16 protein-coding genes and 1 pseudogene are annotated in these 20,570 nt (G+C 70.6%); 9 read left to right on the top strand and 8 right to left on the bottom strand.

From position 1 onward, the window contains the following. Positions 1-53: 53 nt before the first annotated feature. The 4 genes from AB0K14_RS18105 to AB0K14_RS18120 are packed head-to-tail and all read left to right on the top strand — an operon-like array spanning position 54 to position 3,403. Positions 54-455, top strand: a complete 402-nt coding sequence (locus AB0K14_RS18105; protein WP_360462080.1) for a hypothetical protein — start codon at positions 54-56, stop codon at positions 453-455. Between the two features lie 12 nt (positions 456-467). Continuing rightward, a complete protein-coding gene (locus AB0K14_RS18110) occupies positions 468-1,007 on the top strand; it encodes a DUF3558 family protein (protein WP_360462083.1) in 540 nt (179 codons plus the stop codon). 18 nt (positions 1,008-1,025) lie between these two features. Continuing rightward, a complete protein-coding gene (locus AB0K14_RS18115) occupies positions 1,026-2,609 on the top strand; it encodes a hypothetical protein (protein WP_360462086.1) in 1,584 nt (527 codons plus the stop codon). Next, positions 2,606-3,403: an ESX secretion-associated protein EspG gene (locus tag AB0K14_RS18120; protein ID WP_360462089.1), complete on the top strand. Its 798-nt coding sequence runs from the start codon at positions 2,606-2,608 to the stop codon at positions 3,401-3,403. Before AB0K14_RS18115 ends, AB0K14_RS18120 begins: the two co-directional genes overlap by 4 nt. 3 nt (positions 3,404-3,406) lie before the next feature. Here AB0K14_RS18120 and phoU read toward each other — a convergent pair whose 3' ends face one another. The 6 genes from phoU to AB0K14_RS18150 form a co-directional block, all read right to left on the bottom strand. Continuing rightward, positions 3,407-4,072 carry a phosphate signaling complex protein PhoU gene (gene phoU / locus AB0K14_RS18125; protein ID WP_360462092.1) on the bottom strand — a complete coding sequence of 222 codons (666 nt, stop codon included), beginning with the start codon at positions 4,070-4,072 and terminating at the stop codon, positions 3,407-3,409. Positions 4,073-4,152: 80 nt separating this feature from the next. Next, positions 4,153-7,812, bottom strand: a complete 3,660-nt coding sequence (locus AB0K14_RS18130) for an LCP family protein (RefSeq protein ID WP_360462095.1) — start codon at positions 7,810-7,812, stop codon at positions 4,153-4,155. A 210-nt stretch (positions 7,813-8,022) separates the two neighbouring features. Then, positions 8,023-8,886, bottom strand: coding sequence for a GGDEF domain-containing protein (locus AB0K14_RS18135; protein WP_360462098.1), 864 nt, complete (start codon positions 8,884-8,886; stop codon positions 8,023-8,025). A gap of 180 nt (positions 8,887-9,066) precedes the next feature. Then, a complete protein-coding gene (locus tag AB0K14_RS18140; protein WP_360462101.1) occupies positions 9,067-9,525 on the bottom strand; it encodes a hypothetical protein in 459 nt (152 codons plus the stop codon). Then, a complete protein-coding gene (gene dusB / locus AB0K14_RS18145) occupies positions 9,518-10,666 on the bottom strand; it encodes a tRNA dihydrouridine synthase DusB (RefSeq protein WP_360462104.1) in 1,149 nt (382 codons plus the stop codon). The genes AB0K14_RS18140 and dusB overlap by 8 nt, the downstream gene beginning before the upstream one ends. A gap of 127 nt (positions 10,667-10,793) precedes the next feature. Further along, positions 10,794-11,264: a superoxide dismutase gene (locus AB0K14_RS18150; protein WP_360462106.1), complete on the bottom strand. Its 471-nt coding sequence runs from the start codon at positions 11,262-11,264 to the stop codon at positions 10,794-10,796. 189 nt (positions 11,265-11,453) lie between these two features. Here AB0K14_RS18150 and AB0K14_RS18155 point away from each other — a divergent pair. The 3 genes and pseudogenes from AB0K14_RS18155 to AB0K14_RS18165 form a co-directional block, all read left to right on the top strand. Continuing rightward, positions 11,454-11,642 (top strand): annotated as a pseudogene (locus tag AB0K14_RS18155) (toll/interleukin-1 receptor domain-containing protein); the annotation flags it as partial. 41 nt (positions 11,643-11,683) lie between these two features. Beyond that, the gene (locus AB0K14_RS18160) at positions 11,684-12,937 is read left to right on the top strand and encodes a tetratricopeptide repeat-containing protein (protein ID WP_360462109.1); all 1,254 of its coding nucleotides are present in this window, start codon (positions 11,684-11,686) and stop codon (positions 12,935-12,937) included. Further along, positions 12,934-13,839: a tetratricopeptide repeat protein gene (locus AB0K14_RS18165; RefSeq protein ID WP_360462173.1), complete on the top strand. Its 906-nt coding sequence runs from the start codon at positions 12,934-12,936 to the stop codon at positions 13,837-13,839. The genes AB0K14_RS18160 and AB0K14_RS18165 overlap by 4 nt, the downstream gene beginning before the upstream one ends. 302 nt (positions 13,840-14,141) lie before the next feature. Here the strand turns inward: AB0K14_RS18165 and AB0K14_RS18170 are convergent, their stop codons facing one another. Both AB0K14_RS18170 and AB0K14_RS18175 read right to left on the bottom strand, forming a co-directional pair. After that, on the bottom strand, positions 14,142-14,372 hold the full coding sequence (locus AB0K14_RS18170) for a hypothetical protein (protein WP_360462111.1): 231 nt from the start codon (positions 14,370-14,372) through the stop codon (positions 14,142-14,144). Between the two features lie 341 nt (positions 14,373-14,713). Beyond that, complete coding sequence (locus tag AB0K14_RS18175) at positions 14,714-15,535, bottom strand: DUF4231 domain-containing protein (RefSeq protein ID WP_360462114.1); 822 nt, start codon at positions 15,533-15,535, stop codon at positions 14,714-14,716. 787 nt (positions 15,536-16,322) lie between these two features. Here AB0K14_RS18175 and AB0K14_RS18180 point away from each other — a divergent pair. Further along, complete coding sequence (locus tag AB0K14_RS18180; protein ID WP_360462116.1) at positions 16,323-16,652, top strand: trypco2 family protein; 330 nt, start codon at positions 16,323-16,325, stop codon at positions 16,650-16,652. A gap of 148 nt (positions 16,653-16,800) precedes the next feature. After that, positions 16,801-20,514: a hypothetical protein gene (locus tag AB0K14_RS18185; RefSeq protein ID WP_364338317.1), complete on the top strand. Its 3,714-nt coding sequence runs from the start codon at positions 16,801-16,803 to the stop codon at positions 20,512-20,514. The last annotated feature ends 56 nt before the right edge of the window (positions 20,515-20,570 follow it).

Genomic DNA, 20,570 nt, shown 5'->3' on the forward strand with positions numbered 1-20,570 from the left:
TCCGTTCGGGGGTACCGTGACCGTTGGGATCGGCAGACTCGCAGGGGGTAACCGTGGCGGCGGAAGGTGCGTGGAGCGCACAGTCCATGCAGGCGATGACGGCCAACATGGTCGGCTTGAAGCAGGCCGCCGAGTCGGGCTCGTTCGCCATCAGCGAGGAAGGTGCGCAGGCGTACCTGAAGGCGATCGACTCCGCCCAGCAGGACCTGCGGCGCATGGACCTCCAGATGAACAAGCTTCGCCAGGAAACCAAACTCGGGTCCAGTCCTGACGGTACCGCCATGGCCCGCTATAACCAGGAGAGCGTCGAAGGCGGAGCCGGCACCACCGGAATCGTCCCGGCGATCGAACAGCTTAAGTCCGCGCTGGAAGAGGCGCGTGCGGCGTTGCAGAAGGCGATCGAGAACTACCGTCAGGTGGACGACTCGAACGCGAGCACCTACAAGCGCTACTGAGGGTGGAGACAGTTGATCAAGGGATTGTCGGCTCGCGTCGTTCTGTCCATGGCGGTGCTGGGCGCGGTTGCCGCGGGCTGTACGACCGGTGGAACGGCCACGCCGGGAACCACCGGGGCCACGACGACCGAGCAGGCCTCGAGGACCACCACCAGCACAAAAACGTCCAATGCCGGTGATGTGTTGGCCGACTTCGACCCTTGTGCCGTTCTGGAGTCGATGGCTACTCAGCTGAACCTCACGGAGATCGAGGAGACGAGTGATCGCGAGTGCCTGGCCGAGTACTCGTCGACCGCGTCGATCTCGCTGGTGAAGCAGCCCCAGCTCTCCATCGGCGAGGCAGTCGGCGGGGAGGCGACCGACATCCCGGTGGGCTCGCACAAGGCCAGGCTGGTCAAGACTCCGACGACGACGTCTTCGTGCATGGTCACCGTTGAAGTGACCGCCAAGTCGAGGGTCGACATCACGTCTTCCACGAACGCCTCGTTGGACGAGGCCTGCGAAGCCGCCACCAAGGTCGCCACCGCCGTCGAACCTAAGCTGCCGAAGTAACCCGAGGGGGAGAACGTCGTGACGCCGCCGAACTCGCAGCCGCCGTACGGACCGCCGTCCAACCCGCTGCCGCCGCAGAGCAACAGCCAGGCTTCCCAGGTCACCTACGCGGGGCAGACCGAGGAGCAGCTGCGCGCCGAGTACGAGCGTGAGCGGGCCGCCAACCCCGGGATCTTCGGCGCCATCACGACGCTGGACGACTACGTGCGCTACAAGCAGCAGTCGGCGCAGTACCAGTCCACGCAGGAGCAGCAGCTCGAACAGGTGGTGGAGAACTACCGACCGCCGCTGACGCCCGCGGGCTCGCACTACCTGGGCTACGACCACAAGGCCCTCAAGGACATGGTCACCACGAACATGGCCCCCAGCACCGCCAACGAGCAGGGCGAGGCCTGGACGAAGATCGGCAACACGCTGGCCGAGCTGCAGAGCAACCTGACCAGCGCGACCGCCGCCAGCAAGGGCGCGTGGCAGGGCGCGGCGGCGGAGTCGGCGCAGGGGTACTTCACCAACGTCGCCGCCTGGTCCGGCAACGCGGCGCAGGGTGCCCAGCTCACCGGCAACAAGCTCTACACGCAGAGCCAGGCGGCCGAGCAGGCGAAGAACGCGATGCCCGAGCCGGTCGACTTCAGCACCGCCGACGCCTACAAGATGTTCTTCTCCGAGCCCAACCCGTTCAAGTGGGCCGAGACGATCGACCAGATCGAGCAGAAGTTCGAGGAGAAGCAGCAGGCCCACGAGCGGGCCGCCGAGGTCATGACGACCATGTCGCAGGACTTCCAGGAGTCCGGCTCGACCATGCCCGCCTTCTCCGCGCCCCCGCCCATGGCCGGCACGGGCGGCGGTGGTGATCCCGGTCAGCCCGGCACGGGCGAGATCGGCGGCCGCCAGACCATGCCCAGCGGCACGGGTACGGGCACCGGCAGCGGCAGCGGGATGGGCGACTTCGGCATGCCCGGTGGCGGCGGCACCGGCAGTGGCAGCGGTGGTGGCAACACCAACCAGTCCGGCTTGAACGGCCCCGGTCCCGGCGGCGGTGGCAGCACGACCCTGCCCGGCCCCGGTGGCGGCGGCAACACCAACCTGCCCGGCGGCGGTGGCGGCGGTCCCTACCCGCCCGGCTACTTCCCGCCCGGTGGCCCGAACAACCGGCCGAACCTCCCGCCCGGCGGACGTCCCAACCTGCCCACGGGCCCCGGTGGCCGAGGCCTCGGCCCCGGCGGCGGTCCCGGCGGTGGTCCCGGCGGTGGCGGCATGGGACGCGGTCCCGGTGGCGGTGGTGGTCCCGGTGGCTTGGCCGCGGCCGGTCGCGGTGGCATGGGCGGCGGCTTCGGCCCCGGCGGCAGCGCGGGCACGCTCGGCGAGGCCGGTCGGTCCGGCGCGGGCGGCTTCGGTCCCGGTGGCAGCGGCGGCCCCGGTGGCGCCGGTGCGGCGGGCCGCGGTGGTCCCGGCGCCATGGGTGCGGGCATGGGCGCGGGTGCCGGTGGCGCACGCGGCCAGGGAGACGAGGACAAGGAGCACAAGGCCGCGTCCTACCTGGTGGAGACCGAGGACGTTTTCGGTGACGGCACCATGGTCGCTCCGCCGGTCATCGGCGGGTGAGCGTGTTCTCGTTCGCCCTGTCCCACGCGGCGGCCGACATGCTCTGGGAAGACCTGAAGCTCGGCAGCCGTCCCTACCCGTTCGAATTCCCCTACCTCGGGCAGACGATCGACGAGCGGCGCGGCATCCGCAACGCCGTGTACCGCGACCTGGAGTCACGCGGCCTGGCCCAGCGGGGCCGGGTCGCGCCCGAGGTGGAGGAAGCGCTCACCCTGCTGATCCGCTTCGACTACTGCCTCAACGCGGTCGCCTCGCTCGACGCGCGCAACGTGGAACGCCAACTGCTGGCGCGCGGCTGCGCGGCCGGTGAGAAGGCGGCGCTCGCGGTGATGGACGACCGGCAGATCAAGGTCGACCTGATGCGGGCGCCCGCGTTGCTGCGCACGGTCGTCGACCTCGTCCCGCCGGCCCGACCCGGCCCCGGCCAGTCGATCACGGTGCCGATGCCCACGTCCGCACCGCCGCCGGCGCCGCGCCGCGACGACGACTTCGGCAACGCCACGTTCACCCAGGCCATGGCACCGCGCTCGACCGCGTCCGCCCAGGTCCGCGCGTTGGAAGCGGTGTTCGAGCGCCCCCGGCTGCGCGCCGGCCAGTTCGGCGTCACGGTGCGCGGCAGGCACGGCCGGGAGCAGCGCGCGCCGCAGGTCGCGTGGTTCGACAACGACCAGGGTCGCTACATGTCGCAGACGCGGCAGGGGCAGGACGGCCAGAAGTGGCTCACCCACGCCCCCGCCGACAACTCGCGCATCGCCGCCCAGCTCGCGCAGGAGCTGAACGGCCTGCTGAACTGACGATCAGGAGCCGGCGTCGCCGTGGTACCCGGGCATCCGGCCCGTGACCACGAAGACGGTGCGCTTGGCCACCGACACGGCGTGGTCGGCGAAGCGCTCGTAGAACCGGCCGAGCAGCGTGGTGTCCACCGCGGACGGCACGCCGTGCTCCCAGTCCTTGTCCATGATCACCGTGAACAGGTGGCGGTGCAGGTCGTCCATCGCGTCGTCGGCGTCCTCCAGCGACCGCGCCCGCGCCACGTCCTGGGTGCGGATGATGTCGGTCGCCTCACGCGCCAGCTCGACCGCGATGCGGCCCATCTCGGCGAAGTAGGGCCGGACCGTGTCGGGCAGCACCTGGTTCGGGTGCCTGCGCCGCGCGGCCTTGGCCACGTGCAGCGCCAGGTCGCCCATCCGCTCGACGCTCTCCGCCGCGTGGATCACCGCGAGCACGATGCGCAGGTCGGTCGCGACGGGCGCCTGCAACGCCAGCAGCGCGTACGCCTGCTCCTCGATGTCGGCCCGCACCTCGTCGATCTTGGTGTCGTCGCCGATCACCTGCTCGGCGAGGGCGAGGTCCGCCCCGAGCAGGGACGCGGTCGCACGCTCCATCGCATCACCGGCCATCCCGCACATGTCGGCGAGCTGGTCGGCGAGTTGTCCGAGCTGGTCGTGGTAGGCCTCACGCATGGCCGTCAGCCTACGGCGGCGTCATCGCGGTAGCGACCCGCCCCGGTGAACCGGCGGTGAACCCGAAACGTCCAGTCGGCCTAGGCGCACGGGTCCTTCCCCGCGTTCACCACGGTGAGGTCCACCGGCGGCGTCGCCTTGCCCGGTTCGGTGCCCGGCGCCTGCGGCGCGCGGACTTCCTCGTCCCAGCCGGGCCCGATCAGCAGCTGCACCGCGCCGCCCATGTTGGCCTGGAACTGCAACGTCGCGGCGGGCACCGAGGAGAGCAGCGTCGCCGCCGCGTCCTCCCCGCCGATGCCGTACTTGATGACGGTCTTGTCGGTCGCCGCCGCGTCACCGTGGATGACCACGTCGTAGCCGAGCTCCCGCAACGCCGTCCTCGCCCGGTTGGCCGCCCCCGGGTTGTCCGGGTCGCCGTTGCGCACCTGGACCTTCAGTCCCTTGTGGTCGACGACCTTGCCCTGCTTGGGCTGGGCCGGCGGCGCGGAGGCCTGCGTCTGGCCCTGGGCCTGGTCCTTCGCGGGGTCGACCGGGGTCTCCTCCGGCAGCGGCGTGCCGTCGATGATCGCCTGGAACAACGCCTGGGTCTCGGCTTCCTTCAACAACTCAAGGTTGTCGTCGTGGGCCAGCGTCGCGCCTTCGGACCGCTCGTGCGGGATGGTGACGAAGGTGACGCGGCCCGCTTCGAGGCTCTGCAGCGACTGCGCCAGCGTCAGCATGTCGTTCACGCCGATGTTCTGGCCGACGGTCGACGCGGCGAACGCGTTGAGGAACCCGTTGAGCTTGCCCGGGTTCAGCAGGATCTCCGACGACAACGCCTTGCGCAGCAACGAGGACAGGAACTGCTGCTGCCGGTTGACGCGGTCGAAGTCGGTCTTCTCCTCGCCGGCGACCTTGCGGGCGCGCACGTAGTCCAGCGCCTTGGTGCCGTCGATCTCGAACCGACCGGGCTGGTCGAAGATCACGCCGAGCTCGTCGTCCTTCATCGGCTTCGACACGCACACCGGGACGGTGCCGATGGCGTCGACCATGCCCTTGAAGCCGTTGAAGTCGACGCTGATGAAGTGGTTGATCTCCAGGCCGGTCAGCTCGGTCATGAACTTGCTGACGCACTTGGGACCGCCGACCGCGTACGGCTCGTTGGCCTTCACGTCCTCCGCGGCGTCGAGCTGGTTGCCCGTGTACTGGCCGGTGGAGGGGTCCCACTCCTCGCACTGCGGCCGGGTGATGAGCAGGTCGCGCGGCACGGAGACGACGACCATGCGCTTCCGGTCGGCCGGGATGTGCGCGAGCATCAACACGTCCGAGCGCGCGCCCGGCTCGGCGTTCGCGTCGCCGACGCCGTCCTGCGGCTTCGCGCCCGCGCGGCTGTCCGAGCCGACGATGAGGAAGTTCTCGTCGCCGAGCTGCTTCTCCGCCTCGTGCACCGCGGCGGAGTTGGTGTTCAGCGCGTCGATCTCGGTGATCTTGCTGTCGATGTAGAACATCGCGCCCCAGCCGAGGCCGGTGGACACGAACACCAGCACGGCGGCGGTCAGCGCGACGACCTTGATCGTGCGCACGATCTTGCTGTGCTTGGCCGTGCGACCGCGGCGGCGCGGGCCCTCCTCGTCCGGGTCGTCGACCGGTGACGCGTACTCGGTGGCGTCCTCGTCGTGGTCGGCCTTCCACGGCATGAGCTTCTGGCGGCGTTCCTTGCGCAGGCGTTCCTGCTCGGCCAGCTCGTCGTGCACGGCGGAGAAGCGGGCCAGGGTGTGGTCGACCTCGCGACGCTTCTTGACGTCGTCGCTGATGGCCTCCATCTCGGTGGTGAGGCTGGCCGGGTCGACCGCCTCCCGCCGTTCGGGGGCCGCGCTGGCGAGGCGGTCGGCGATGGCGGGCGCCTGGTCCGGTGCGGCGTCCTCGGCGAACCGACGGCCGGGCACGACGTCCCCGACCGGTCGCGGGCCGCTGCCGTCCACCGGGGTGGGCGGGCCGTCGGCCGGCCGACGGGGGCCGCCCTCGATCGGTGCGACGGGAGGACCGTCCGCGAGGCGACGAGGACCGCCGCCCTCGTTCGGTGCGAGGGGTGGGCCGTCGGCGAGCCTGCGGGGACCACCGCCGTCGACGGGTGCGGGTGGGCCGTCGGCGAGTCGGCGCGGGCCGCTGCCGTCGATCGGTGCGACGGGAGGACCGTCGGCGAGCCTGCGGGGGCCACCGCCCTCGGGACGGCGGCCGGTCGGGTCTTCGCCGGGCAGGCCGGGGCGCGGGGCGTCCACCGGGCGGCGCGGGTCCACGGGCAGGTCTTCGGGACGCGGGCGCCGGGCAGGTCGGGGTGCGCCGGTCAGGTCGTGCGGCCCGCTGCCGTCCGCGAGGCGGCGAGGGCCGTCGCCGACCGGGGCGTTCGGGCGCTGCTGCGGTCCGGTGCCGCCGGCGAGGCGACGGGGGCCGTCGGTCGGGGCTCCCGGGCGGGGGCGCCGGCCGGTGTTCTCACCGGGCCGCGGTCCCTCGGCCAACCGTCGACCGATGCCTTCGGCCGCCGCACCTTCGGCGACCCGGCGGCCGACCTCGTCCGGCCGGCGCGGTCCGCTGCCGTCCACCGGACGCCGACCCTGGTCGGGCGCGAGCTCTTCGGGGTGCGCCGCACGGCGGGGAGCGCCGGGCGCGGGGTCTTCAGGTCGCTGACGCGGTCCGGTGCCGTCCGCCGCACGCCGTGGCGCGTCGGGCGCGAGGTCTTCGGGACGCCCGCCGTCCGCCGTCCGCCGGGACGTGCCGGGGGCGAGGTCTTCGGGGTGCGCGGCACGGCGGGGTGCGCCGGGGGCGAGGTCTTCGGGGCGCGGCCGCGGTCCACTGCCCTCGGCGAGGCGCCGGGGTGTGTCTGGGGCCAGGTCTTCGGGTCGCTGACGCGGCCCGCTGCCCTCGGGGAGCCGTCGACCCGGCGGCGTGCCGGGGAGGTCGGGGTGCGGACGTCGGCCGGTGTTCTCGGCGAGGCGCCGGGGCGGCGCGGCCGGGTCCTGCGGGACGCGCGGGCCGTCCGGGTCTTCGGGCCGCCGCCGGCCGCCTTCGGGGCGGGGCCGGGCGTCGGGCGGTACGGGTCGGCCGTTGGCCGGGAAGCGCCTGCTCGGCTCCCCGCCCGCCTCGCCGGGAGGCACCGGGCGCGGTGCGGCGGGCGCGGGACGCCTCGGGTCGACGTCCTCGGGTCGGCCGGCGTAACCGTTCACCGGGCGCCCGCTGCGTGCCGGGCCGGGCTCTTCGGGACGGCTGCGGGTGCCGGTGTCCTCCGGCGTGGGCCGCGGCGTCCGGGTGCCGGTGCCCTCGCCCGTCGGGGCGAAGAAGTCGTTGGCCGGCGGGGGCGGCGGTGGGGCGGACCGGCGACCGGCGACCGGCGGTGCGCCGTTCGTCGGCCTCGGCCGGGTGCCGGTGTCCTCGGGCGCTGGTGGCGCGTAGTCCGGCGGTGGGGCCTGCCTGCGCGGCGGCTCCGGTGCGGCACGGCGGCCGGTGCCCTCGGGGGCGTGCCTGCCGTTCGGGGGCGGGGCGGGTCTGCGGGGCGGCTCGGGCTCGGGCGCGGCTCGCCTGCCGGTGTCCGACGGACCCGGTGGGACCGGGCGCGGGATGTTCGTGCGGCTGTGCTGCTCCAGCAGGTCGGACACGCTCAGCCCGCCGGCGTCCAGCGACCTGCGGCGACGGCCGGTCGGCTGGTCTTCCTGCGGGACCTCGTCACCTCCGGGTCCGGGGCCGCCACGGCGGGGCTCGTCGGGCACCCGGTCTCCCTTCAGCTTCGGTCATTAGTCGGTCGTCATCACGAGTTGACGACAGCAAGGACACATTGGTTGCACCAACGGCGTGTCACTTGCCTTGGCGATACTACGGATGACGGCCAGTCCTGACGACCACTCCCGGTGATACAGGGGTCGGCAGTACTCGGTTACGCGCAGCAGACTACGTCCGAAAGGGTGAGTTGCCGTTCGGTGTCAGTAACCGGTGACCCGCGATTCGGCTATACCGCGTCGCCCGGAAGCGGCACCCGCGAGGCGGACGCGACCGTTCTCCCGGTAGGCGACGGCGTTGCGTCCTGACTGCTTGGCCGTGTACAGGAGGCTGTCCGCCCGCAGGAGCTGCTGCTCGGGAACGGCCGGCGGACGCGTCGGCGAATCCGCCGTCGGGGGCTCATAGGCAAGTCCGATGCTGACGGTCACCCGCAACCCGGGCGCGAGCGAAGCCCAAGCGTGACGCTCGACACGCATCCGGGCCGACTCGGCGATCTCCACGGCCGGCGACGGCTCGACGCCGGGCAGCACGAGGACGAACTCCTCGCCGCCGTACCGGGCGCAGAACGCGCCCTCCGGCAGCTCCTCCTGCAGCAGCTCGACCACGCGCTGCAACACCCGGTCACCCAAGAGGTGCCCGTACGTGTCGTTCACCTGCTTGAACCAGTCCAGGTCGATCAACGCGATGGCGAGGCCGGAGGTGGTGGAGCCGCGCTCGGCGACCATGTCGAGCAGTCGCTCGTCCAGGTACCTGCGGTTGTAGCTGTCGGTGAGGCTGTCCCGCAGGCTCTGCTCGCGCGCCTCGGCGTGCTCGCGCCGCAGCCGGTCGACCTCCCGGCGCAGCTGCTCCGGCACCTGCGGCTGGTCGTCCTGGTCGGCGTAGACCAGGTCGAACGCGGACCGCAGGTGCTGGTAGGCCTGCCGCCACTGGCCCCGGGAGGCGAGCAGCGCGGCGATGGACTCGTGCAGCTGCACCAGACCGGTGCCCTCGCTCTCGGACGTGGGCATGCCACCTCCGGGCCGGCCGTCGACGTCGGGCTCGGCGACTTCGGGTCGCAGTGCGGTCATCGCGCTCACCTCCCTACTTGCCAAGGTGTCGTCTGATACGAGGCGACGCTTGAGCGGGCGGGACGCGTCATAGAGGGATTTCCCTCGACTGGTTGACCGTGCACTGCTCCGAACCGGTGACATTCGGTGATCAAAGTGCCGTGAAGATTGCCGTGCGTGTTCGCGCGGCTCGGCGTCACCTCAATTGACGCACGGAGCGAAGCCGTAGGCCTTGCCGTTGAGCAGGACGACGTGCTGCGAGCCGATCTGGCTGCCGATCTCGGAGCCCTCCTGCACGACGGTCAACGTGACCGCGACGACCAGCACGACACCGCGCGGGTGCTCGTCGTCGCCGGGCGGCGCCCACGCCGGGTCCAGCCGCAGCGTCGACATGGTCGGCTGCACCTTGATGGTGCCCGCGGGCAGTTCGCAGTCCGCGTCGCGGAAGTCCGGGTGCTGGGTGTCGTTGAGCAGGTCGTGCTGCTGCGACGTGCCCTGCCCGCCGGCCTCGTTGAGGTCGGCGAAGTACCCCGTCACCAGCTCGCGCTCCACGTCGGTGACCCGCAGGGGACGTGCGGTGCCGGTGGTGGTGGACCCGCAGCCTGCCAGCAGGAGGGCGCACGCCAGCGCCGCCACGGCGCGTCCCGCCACCTCAGCCACCCGAGTGCAGCTCGTCGGCGCCCACCGGCACGGTGGCGTCCTCCGGGTCGTCGAGCCAGCCCTCGGGCAGCACCACCTTGCCGGGCGAGCCCTGCCTGCCGCGCGGCTCGTCGGCGTTGTCCGGGAACGGCAGCTCCGGGTCGAGCCTGCCGACCAGGTCGTCCAGCTCGGCGAGCGTGGAGACCATCGCGAGACCGCGCCGCAGCTCCGCGCCGACCGGGAAGCCCTTCAGGTACCAGGCCATGTGCTTGCGCAGGTCGCGCAGGCCCTTGTCCTCGCCGAGGAAGTCCGCGAGCAGGGCGCCGTGGCGGCGCAGGATCTCCGCGACGCGGCCCAGCCGCGGCCCCGGTGGGATCGGCTCGCCCCGGAACGCCGCCTGCAGCTCGCCGAACAGCCACGGCCGGCCCAGGCAGCCGCGCCCGACCACGACGCCGTCGCAGCCGGTCCGGGCGACCATGTCGAGGGCGTCTTGCGCGCTGAAGATGTCGCCGTTGCCGAGCACGGGGATGCCGGTGACGGCCTCCTTCAGCCGGGCGATGGCGGACCAGTCGGCCTGGCCGGAGTAGCGCTGGGAGGCGGTGCGCGCGTGCAGGGCGACCGCCTGCGCGCCCTCGTCCTCGGCGATGCGCCCGGCGTCGAGGTAGGTGAGGTGGTCGGCGTCGATGCCGATGCGGAACTTGACCGTCACCGGCACACCGGCGGGTTCGGCGGCGCGCACCGCGGCCCGCACGATCTGCCGGAACAGCTGCCGCTTGTACGGCAGCGCCGCGCCGCCGCCCTTGCGCGTCACCTTGGGCACCGGGCAGCCGAAGTTCATGTCGACGTGGTCGGCCCGGTCCTCGCCGACGATGATCTTCGTCGCTTCGGACATCGACTTCGGGTCGACGCCGTAGAGCTGCATCGAGCGAAGGCTCTCGTCCGCGCCGAAGGTGATCATCTGCATGGTCTTGGCGTCGCGCTCGACGATCGCGCGAGCGGTGATCATCTCGCAGACGTAGAGCGAGGTGGGGCTGCCGAACTCGCGGCAGAGCTGCCGGAAGGCCACGTTCGTGATGCCGGCCATCGGCGCGAGCACGACGGCGGGATCGACCGGGTACCGGCCGATCTTGAGGGGCTTGGTGGCGTGCAGGGCGGTGGACATCGCCGTCCATTGTCGCCCAGCGCAGGCAGTGGTGGGTGTCACAGCACCGAATCACCCGCACCCGGCCACGCCGACGCGCGTCGGGCGGTCGACGCGGGGCCGGTGGGCGACCCGGTGCCCGCGCGGGTCAGAACGGCACGGTGAGGCAGCCGAGCCGGGCGCCCGCGGTGCCCGCCTCACCGAGTCCGGTGTGCGTGTGCTCCGCGTGCAGCACGACCGAACCCGGCCGCCGCGCCCCGAACCGCCAGTCGAGCCGGGCGAACGCCACGCCGCGGCCCCGCGCGTCGGTGGTGAAGTCGAGCCAGATCTCGTTGCGCGGGTTGGCGAACGCCGGGTCCGTCGCCCCGCCCTGGACGTGCTGGTAGTGCGGTCCGGCGTCGGTCGGGGCCGGCCCGCACGGGTTCACGTGGGCGTGCGCGCCGTAGTCGCGGTTGGGCAGCAGGCCGCTGGTCCGCAGCAGCACGACCGTGCCGCCGCCGACGGGCGCGGACACCACCTCGGCCCGCGCTCCGGCGGGCACCAGCGGGTCGTAGCCGGTCAGCTCCCCGGACACGGTGGTGAACGAGGCCGCGAGCGCGAGTGCCACAGCGAGGTGCATGGCACCTGCTTATCGGCCACCCGCGAGGACCGCCAGTGCGATCACCCGTTCCGGTGTCGTCGCGGGTGACACCCCGGCCGGGGCGCCGCCGCGGTCCGCGTCTGTTCCGCTGTTCGAGTCGCCGGGGCGTGGTTCGCGCGGCAACCGGGCCCGGTGGGGGCACGATGTGACGGGGTGCACGTTCGAGGAGTGGGGTGTCCGTGGCGGACGGGTGGGACTTCTTCGTCTCCTACACCCAGGACACATCGGCAGTGGGCCGAGTGGATCGCGTGGGAGTTGGAGGAGGCCGGTCACCGGGTGCTGGTCCAGGCGTGGGACATCGTGCCGGGCAGCAACTGGGTCGCCACGATGCAGGAGGGCGTCCAGCGGGCGGAGCGGACGATCGCGGTGCCGCCCTGTCCGGGCAGGACGTGGCGGCGGTGCAGCTGCTGGACCTGCTCGCGTGGATGGCGCCCGAACCGGTCCCGCTGGACCTGTTCACCGCCCACGCCGACCTGCTGCCCGCCCCGCTGGCCGGGGTGGCGGGTGATCCGGTCAAGTTCGCGTCGAGCGTCGGCAGGCTGGTCGAGTGGTTCCTGGTCCGGCGCACCGCGGGCGAGGTGACCATCGCCCACCGGCTGCTCCGGCAGTCGTTGCGCATCCACCGCACGTCCGCACCGCTAACGGAGGACCCCTGGTCACCGACCGCGGTGGTGCAGAAGCTGCTCGTCGCGGACCTGCCGGGCGAGATCTTCTCCGCTCCGCAGAACTGGCCGCGGTGGCGGGCGCTGCTGCCCCACGTCCTGGCCGTGCACGAGGACGTCCGGGTGGACCGGGCCAACATCACGTCGGACAGCGGGTGGTTGCTGGACCGCGCGGCCGGCTACCTGCTGACCCACGGCCGCCCGGCCGAGGCCCGACCGCTGTACGAGCGCGCGTCGTCCCTGTACGAGGAGGCTTACGGCGCCGACCACCCGGAGGCCGCCACCAGCCTGGCCGGCCTCGGCACCGTGCTGGCCGAACTCGGGCGTCCCGCCGAGGCCAAGCCACTGCTGGAGAGCGCGTTGTCCATCTACGAGGCCGCCTACGGTTCCGGCCCGTACGTCGCCGCCGCGCTGGGCAGCCTCGGTCGGGTGCTGGCGGACCTGGGCCGGCCCGCCGACGCCCAACCGCTGTACGAACGGGCGTTGGAGATCTGCGAGGCCACCTACGGCCCGGACGACCCCGAGATCGCCACCGTGCTGGTCGGCCTGGGGCGGGCGTTGGCCGACCTCGGGCGTCCGGCCGAGGCGCAGCCGCTGTACGAGCGGGCCCTGGCCATCGACGAGCGCGCGTACGGCGCCGACCACCCGTACGTCGCCGGTGTCCTGATCGGATCGGGCCGGGTGCTGGCGGGCCTGGGACGTCCGGCCGAAGCCGAACCGCTGCTCGAACGCGCGTTGGCGATCTGCGAAGCCGTCTACGGCGGTGACCACCCCGAGGTCGCCAGCGCCTTGGCCAGCCTCGGGCGGGTGCTGACCGACCTCGGTCGCAGCGCCGCGGCGAAACCCATGATCGAGCGCGCGCTGTCGATGTACGAGGCCGCCTACGGCCCGGATCACCCCGAGGTCGGCACCGGACTGGCCCGGCTCGGTGGCGTGGTGTCCGACCTCGGCAACCCGCCGACGCCAAGCCGCTGTTCGAACGCGCGCTGACCATGCACCAGGCCGCCTACGGCTCCGACCACCCCCACGTCGCCACCGATCTGGTGCTGCTGGGACGTGCGGTGGCCGACCTGGGGCGTCCGGACGAGGCCCGGGCCCTGTTCGAGCGCGCGTTGGCCATCGACGAGGCCGCGTACGGCGTGAACCACCCCTACGTCGCCGGTGACCTGGTCAACCTGGGTCGGGTGGTGGCCGACCTGGGGCGTCCGACCGAGGCGCGGGCGTTGCTGGAACGTGCGTTGGCCATCGACGAGGCCGTTTACGGTCCAAGCCACCCCGACATCGCCGCCGACCTGGTCAACCTGGGTCGGGTGGTCGCCGACCTGGGCCGTCCCGACGAGGCCCGACCGCTGTTCGCGCGCGCGTTGGCCATCGACGAGGCCGTCTACGGCCCGAACCACCCCGACGTCGCCGTCGACCTGACCCAACTGGGCTCCGCGCTGACCGATCTGGGCCGCCCGGACGAGGCCCGACCACTGCACGAACGCGCCCTGTCCGTCCACGAAACCCTCTACGGCCCGTCACACCCCAAAGTCGCCGCCGACCTGAACCACCTGGGCCGCGCCCTGACGGCCTCCGGCCACCCCACCGACGCCACCCCACTGCACCACCGAGCCTTGTCCATCTACCAGGCCGCTTACGGAAACAACCACCCGGAAGTCGCCAACAGCCTCGTCCACCTGGGCAGCGTCACGCCCGATCCCACCGCGGCAACCCGCCTGTTCGAACGCGCGCTATCCATCCACGAGTCCGTCTACGGCCCGTCACACCCGAACGTCGCCGCCGACCTGAACCACCTGGCCCGGACCCTGGCGGCCTCCGGCCACCCCACCGACGCCGAGCCACCGTTCGAACGCGCACGAAAGACCTCAGAGAACAATCCCGGGTTGTAATCGCACGCGGACCACCCACGAATTACCACGGCTGATTGCGCTGGTCGGCGTGCATGGCGTGACAACCTCGGTGGGCCGCCAGGGACTCGAACCCTGAACCCGAAGGTTGTGGATCTTGTCGCCTCGTCCTCTGTCGACACCTTCCAGCGCCTACCACTACCTGCAATATTTTCAAACGCGAACCACCACTGTGGATCGAACGACGTCGTCCATTGCTGTCGTTATTCGGGGGTAACCGAGGGAGTCGATCTTGCTACCGGAAGCTGCCCGGGAGCCGGAGTCATTGCGTTGTGAGGTAACTGCTAGTCGGGGTCGGTGGAGGTTTTCCAGGTCGAGGTGATCTGCCAGGACACGCCGCTGGCGTGCAGAATACGACGCAGGGTCTCCCGGGTGATCGCCGCGACGGTGCCTCGGTCGAGCAGGTGGTCCCGCAGCTTGGACAGCGACCAGGCCGAGAACGCCGTGATGCCCCAGGAGACGGGGAACGTCCGGGCGATCAGGCAGATCTGTTGCCGGACCACCTCACCGATCACCCGCGGGCGTCCCCCGCTCCATTTTGGGTCCAGTGCCGCGAACCCCGTTCGTTGAACGCGTGGATCACATCACGCACGTAGTCGGCGCTGACCTGCATCAACGATGTGATGTCGGGACCGCCTGCCCTTGGGCGGATATCAGGACCACGATCGCTCGGTGCAGCCGCACCGGACCCTTCGCGGTCCTGGTGATCCGCTGGAGCTTCGGTCCTCCTCCATCGATAACAGCTCACGAACGCTCGGACGACGAGCCATGACCACCTCCCGCATTCAACATGTGGGATCAGCCTCGCCGATCAGCCCAAGGGTCGATTAAGGGGTCAACCCTCCGAGACGCGCCATTATTTCGAGCCGTGATCCGTGGGCGCAGAACTTTGTTCGAGTTGGAGCTCGCGCTTACGCTGCTCCTCCTTGAGATCTTCAACCTTCTTGGCAAACGCCTTGAGTGCCGTCGTTTCATCGGTGTCGTAGTCACCGATCGTCAGCTCGACAGCCCTGTACTCCTTTTCGATGGCGTCGGCAGTTTGCTGCTGGTTGAAGCTGCGTTCGCGGTACTTGAAGTAGCCAGTGAGGCCAGCTGACACGCTGACCAGCGCAGCGGTAACTACGCCGATCCAGCTATACCACTTGTCTTCGATGCTGGCACTGGTGATACTCGTAACCGCAATGGAGCCGACGATGATGATCCACTGAAAAAGGTTGTGTACCCGCCGGTTGCCTGCGGCTAGCCTGCGGTATTCCTCGATGTCGGTTCGTGAGCCAGCCCGGTAGACACGCAGCGCACCCTTGGCATCGATTTCAGCCTCTGCCACCAGGTGAAGGTATTTGGTCTCCTCGACGCCGAGTTCATGTTCCATCTGGCCGAGATCAGGCCGACTTCTGAGGATCAACCACACTGCGGCGCTGGTAGAGGCGAGACCTATGAAGAGTCCGATGTAGCTGAAGGGCATGGGGTAGGACCGCCAGAGGCCGACCAACGTCGCCCATCCAAGTAGCGCAGCGACGGCGATGCTGGACGCGAGCCAGATGTAGCGAAGTCGTTGTGCAACCTTGAACTCACGGATGGAGATCTGTTTTTCTGCTACCAGCCTCGCTTGATCGCGACGTTCCTTTTCCTTCTCCATCCGCGCCGAATCGTTCGTGCTCTGCACCGGGTCTGTCACTAGTACCTCGCTAGCCGCGTCGCTGATCGGGTTGGGTGTGAGATGCTACCCATGTCGATGAGACGTGCTGAGGCGCCAGTAGATACACTAACAGGAGATGATCACCCATATGGACCATCATGTGTCTGTTGGTGCGGCTTGAGTGGGCTGATGACATGAACACGCAAGTTTCGCGGGCGAAGTTCAACGACGATAACTTGTTGCTTGAGGCGAGATTCGACTCGTATGCCGACTTCGGCGAGGTGAAGTCATTGAGTCGAAAGTGATCGCCTTCGTGTAAGTTGATCATCCGGGATCGAGGTCGAGGATGCGCACCGGTTGTCCCTGCGGAGCGCGAGGTGCTGCGGCTGCGGGTGGTGGCCGCGTTGGAGTCCGGGCGGGTCGAGGGATCCTGAAGCCACCACCGTCCGCATGCTCGCTCACCGTCCACTCGTGACACAGCGAAGGTCCTTGCGGAGGATCGACGGTCTAGACCGACAAACGGCCTGTGACCTGCTGACTCTCCCCGGCAACAGATAGTGGCGATGCACTTTGTTCCGTGCATGTTCCGTGGGCAAGCCTGTGGGCAGGTCGATGCCGTCAAGGCGTTGAGCTGTCCACAGGTGCGGCAGCCGAGCGCCGTGCCCACCCTGGCAAGTTGACCCCGCTGGCGCTCGTTCGGGGTCCGGGCTGCTCAGGTTGATCTCGTTGTGTTGTGTTCCGCAGTTGTGCGGGGTGTCGGCGGGGTTGATCGGGTAGGGCTGCGTGTGGCGTAGCGGGGACCGGTTGTTGGGCGATAGGGATGGGTATGGAGATCGAGTTGGCTGACGCGGTGGCGTCGTTGCGTGATGAGTTGCTGACGGCCGTCGCGTATGGGCGGGGTCAGGAGATCGGCTTTGTGGTGGGGCCGATCGAGTTGGAGTTCGGGGTGGAGTTGAAGGCGGACGCTAAGGCCAAGGGTGGGTTCAAGGCGTGGGTGGTGGCGGCTGAGGTGGAGGCCGGGGTGGGTCGGGTGGCGACGCATCGGGTGCGGGTGTCGTTGACGCCGAAGGCACGGGACGGCGGGGACTTGCTGGTCAGCGGTTCCGGGGCGCGTCCGTCCGGGCCGGGTGATGTGTCCGGTTACATCGAGCCCTGACCTATCCGGTTGTCATATGTGAGGGGTGGTTGTGGACCGGACCCGTGTGGTGGGGGTGACGTCGGCGGGTGGGCCGGGGTCGGGGTATGTGGTTGGTCCGCGGTTGGTGTTGACCTCGGCTCACGTCGTCGGATCGCCGGGTGCGGTGGTGGAGGTGTTCCGGCCGGGGCGTCCGGGGTTGTTCGCGGGTTCGGTGGTGTGGTGTGGGACGGCGGGTGGGCGTGATGACGCCGCGCTGGTGCGGGTCGATTCGCCCTCGTGGGTCGAGCCGTCGGGGAAGCCGGTGTCGTGGGGGCGGGTGGTCACCGAGCGGCCTGGTGTGCGGTGTGAGACGCGGGGGGTTCCGGAGCGGGCGCAGCGGGAGGGTCGCCCGGTCGATGTGGCGCATGTGTCGGGGTCGTTGAACCCGGATGACCTGCGGGTGTCGAATCGGCATGTGATGGCGGTGGAGGGGCATCGACCCGATCCCGATGGTGGTTCGCCGTGGGGCGGGTTGTCCGGGGCGGCGTTGTTCAGCGGTGATCTGTTGATCGGTGTGGTGATGGCCGATGAGGCGGGCAGTAGTCACACGCGGTTGACGGCTGTGCCGGCGTACGTGGTGCACCACGACGAGGGTTTCCTGGCGGTTTTGACCGAGCATGGGGGCGGGCCGTCGGGGTTGGTGTCGGTGGAGTTCGCCGGGTTGTCGGAAGCAGCGGTGCCGATGCCTGCGGTGTTGCCGTCGCCGGCGTGGTTGTTGCACCCGGAGTTGGAGGTGGTGCCGTTCCGCGGCCGGGAGGAGGTGCTTGCCGGGTTGCGGGAGTGGGCGGCGGTCGAGGGGTTCGGGGCGTGTCTGGTGCACGGTCCGGGTGGGCAGGGTAAGACCCGGTTGGCGCGTCAGTTGGGTCGGGAGTTGGGTGCGCGGTGGGCGGTGGTGTGGCTGTCGGCGCACTGTGCGGAGGCTGATCTGGCGGTGGTGGCGGATGCGGCGGTGCCGACGCTGCTGGTCGTGGACTACGCCGAGACCCGGAGCGCCCAGGTGGAGGCGTTGTTGCGGGTGGCGGCGGGCCATGGTGGTGGCGTGCCGTTGAAGGTGTTGCTGCTGGCCCGTACGGCTGGTGAGTGGTGGGACCGGTTGCGCACGGCGTCGACGGTGGTGTCGATGCTGTTGGACGGGTCGCCGGTGGTCGGGTTGGCGCCGCTGGAACCGGACGTGCAGGGTCGCGAGGAGGCCTACGGGGAGGCTGTTCGCGGCTTCCGGGCGGCGTTGCCGAGGGTGCGGGGTCTCCAGGGCCGGTCTTGGCCGGACTCGGGGGCGGGTTACGCCGGGCGGGACCTGTCCGGTGCGGGATTGCAGGGGGCCTTGACGCTGCACATGACGGCCTTGGCCGACCTCCTCGACGTCGACACCGGATTCGGTGACGGTCCGGTGGCTTCTGCGGGGGAAGTCGAGGATCGCTTGTTGGAGCATGAACAGCGGTATTGGGACAGCGCCGCCGAACACTGGGGAACACCTCTGGACCTGACACGGTCGACGTTGCGCGACGCCATGGCGGCGGCGGTCCTGGTCGGCGCGGACGACCGGGACCAGGCCGATGCGCTGCTGCGTCGGGTAGCCGGCTTGGCCGACCAGCCTCGGGACCGGCGGGATGCGGTGGTCGAGTGGATCGCGGGTCTGTACCCGGCGGCCGGCGGGGTGCCGTTCGGCGTCCCCCAGCCGGACCGGCTGGCCGAACGGTTCGTCGGCCGGCACCTCCACCAGCGGGTCGACCTGGCCGACCGTCTGGCGTCGGGAGTCGCCGCGGAGCAGGCGGAACGGCTGTTGACGGTGTACTCCCGCGCCGCCGGCCACGCGGTGTTCGACGGCGTGCTGGACGACCGATTAACCGCACTGTGCGTGCGCCACGCTCGGAAGCTCGGTGAGGCTGCGATCGAGGTCGCCACCCAGGTCGAGTACCCGGAGCCGCTGGTGGCGGGGTTGACACAAATCGGCGACGCGCCTGAAACCGACCTCGACTTCCTGATCACCCTGTATGGCCGCCTACCTCACTTCAGCCACCGCCTGGCCGAATGGGCAGCACGACTCGCTGAACGCATAGTCCAAGCACATCGCCAACAAGTCCTCAGTGACTCGGACGCCTTCCTCGCTAACCTCGCCGCCAGCCTCAACAACCAGGCCATCCGCCTGGCCGATCTGGGGCGGCGGGAAGACGCCCTCGCCACCGTCACTGAGGCCGTACAGGCCCATCGCCAACTGGCCCAGGCGCGGCCCGATGCCGTCCTCCCCGACCTCGCCACCAGCCTCATGAACCAGGCCGCCCGCCTGGCTGGCCTGGGGCGGCGGGAAGACGCCCTCACCACCAACACTGAAGCCGTCGAGATCCGCCGCCAACTCGCCCAGGCGCGGCCCGATGCCTTCCTCCCCGACCTCGCCGCCAGCCTCAGCAACCAGGCCGCCCACCTGGCTGGCCTGGGGCGGCGGGAAGACGCCCTCGCCACCGTCACTGAGGCCGTACAGGCTTATCGCCAACTGGCCCAGGCGCGGCCTGACGTCTTCCTCGCTAACCTCGCCACCAGCCTCATGAACCTGGCCGCTCGCCTGGCCGATCTGGGGCGGCGGGAAGACGCCCTCACCACCAACACTGAAGCCGTCGAGATCCGCCGCCAACTCGCCCAGGCGCGGCCCGATGCCTTCCTCCCCGACCTCGCCGCCAGCCTCAGCAACCAGGCCGCCCACCTGGCTGGCCTGGGGCGGCGGGAAGACGCCCTCGCCACCGTCACTGAGGCCGTACAGGCTTATCGCCAACTGGCCCAGGCGCGGCCCGACGTCTTCCTCCCCGACCTCGCCGCCAGCCTCAGCAACCAGGCCATCCACCTGGCTGGCCTGGGGCGGCGGGAAGACGCCCTCACCACCAACACCGAGGCCGTACAGGCCCATCGCCAACTGGCCCAGGCGCGGCCCGACGTCTTCCTCCCCGACCTCGCCACCAGCCTCAACAACCTGGCCGCTCGCCTGGCCGATCTGGGGCGGCGGGAAGACGCCCTCACCACCGTCACTGAGGCCGTACAGGCTTATCGCCAACTGGCCCAGGCGCGGCCCGACGTCTTCCTCGCTAACCTCGCCGCCAGCCTCAGCAACCAGGCTGTCGGCCTGGCCGATCTGGGGCGGCGGGAAGACGCTCTCACAACCAACACTGAGGCCGTACAGGCTTATCGCCAACTGGCCCAGGCGCGGCCCGACGTCTTCCTCCCCGACCTCGCCACCAGCCTCAACAACCTGGCCGCTCGCCTGGCCGATCTGGGGCGGTGGGAAGACGCCCTCACCACCAACACTGAAGCCGTCGAGATCCGCCGCCAACTGGCCCAGGCGCGGCCCGACGTCTTCCTCCCCGACCTCGCCACCAGCCTCAGCAACCAAGCCATCCACCTGGCTGGCCTGGGGCGGCGGGAAGACGCCCTCACCACCAACACCGAGGCCGTACAGGCCCATCGCCAACTGGCCCAGGCGCGGCCCGACGTCTTCCTCCCCGACCTCGCCACCAGCCTCAATAACCAGGCTGCCGGCCTGGCCCATCTGGGGCGGTGGGAAGACGCCCTCACCACCAACACTGAAGCCGTCGAGATCCGCCGCCAACTCGCCCAGGCGCGGCCCGACGTCTTCCTCCCCGACCTCGCCACCAGCCTCAATAACCAGGCCGTCGGCTTGGCTGGATCGGGACGGCGGGAAAAGGCTGTCACCACCATCACTGAAGCCGTCGATATCCGCCGCCAACTCGCCCGGGTACGGCCCGCAGTGCACGAGTCCGAGCTTGAGCAGTCGCTACGTGTGCTCGCTTTTATCCAGGAGATGGACCACGACGCTGGCGGCAGCTCGGCGGAATAGTCATTGTCTGTGTCTGCGGTTCCCTGCGGGGGCTGCTGGCCGTGGCCTCACGCCGT

Origin of the sequence: Actinosynnema sp. NPDC050801 (genome assembly GCF_040673975.1) — a bacterium.
Taxonomy (GTDB): Bacteria; Actinomycetota; Actinomycetes; order Mycobacteriales; family Pseudonocardiaceae; genus Actinosynnema.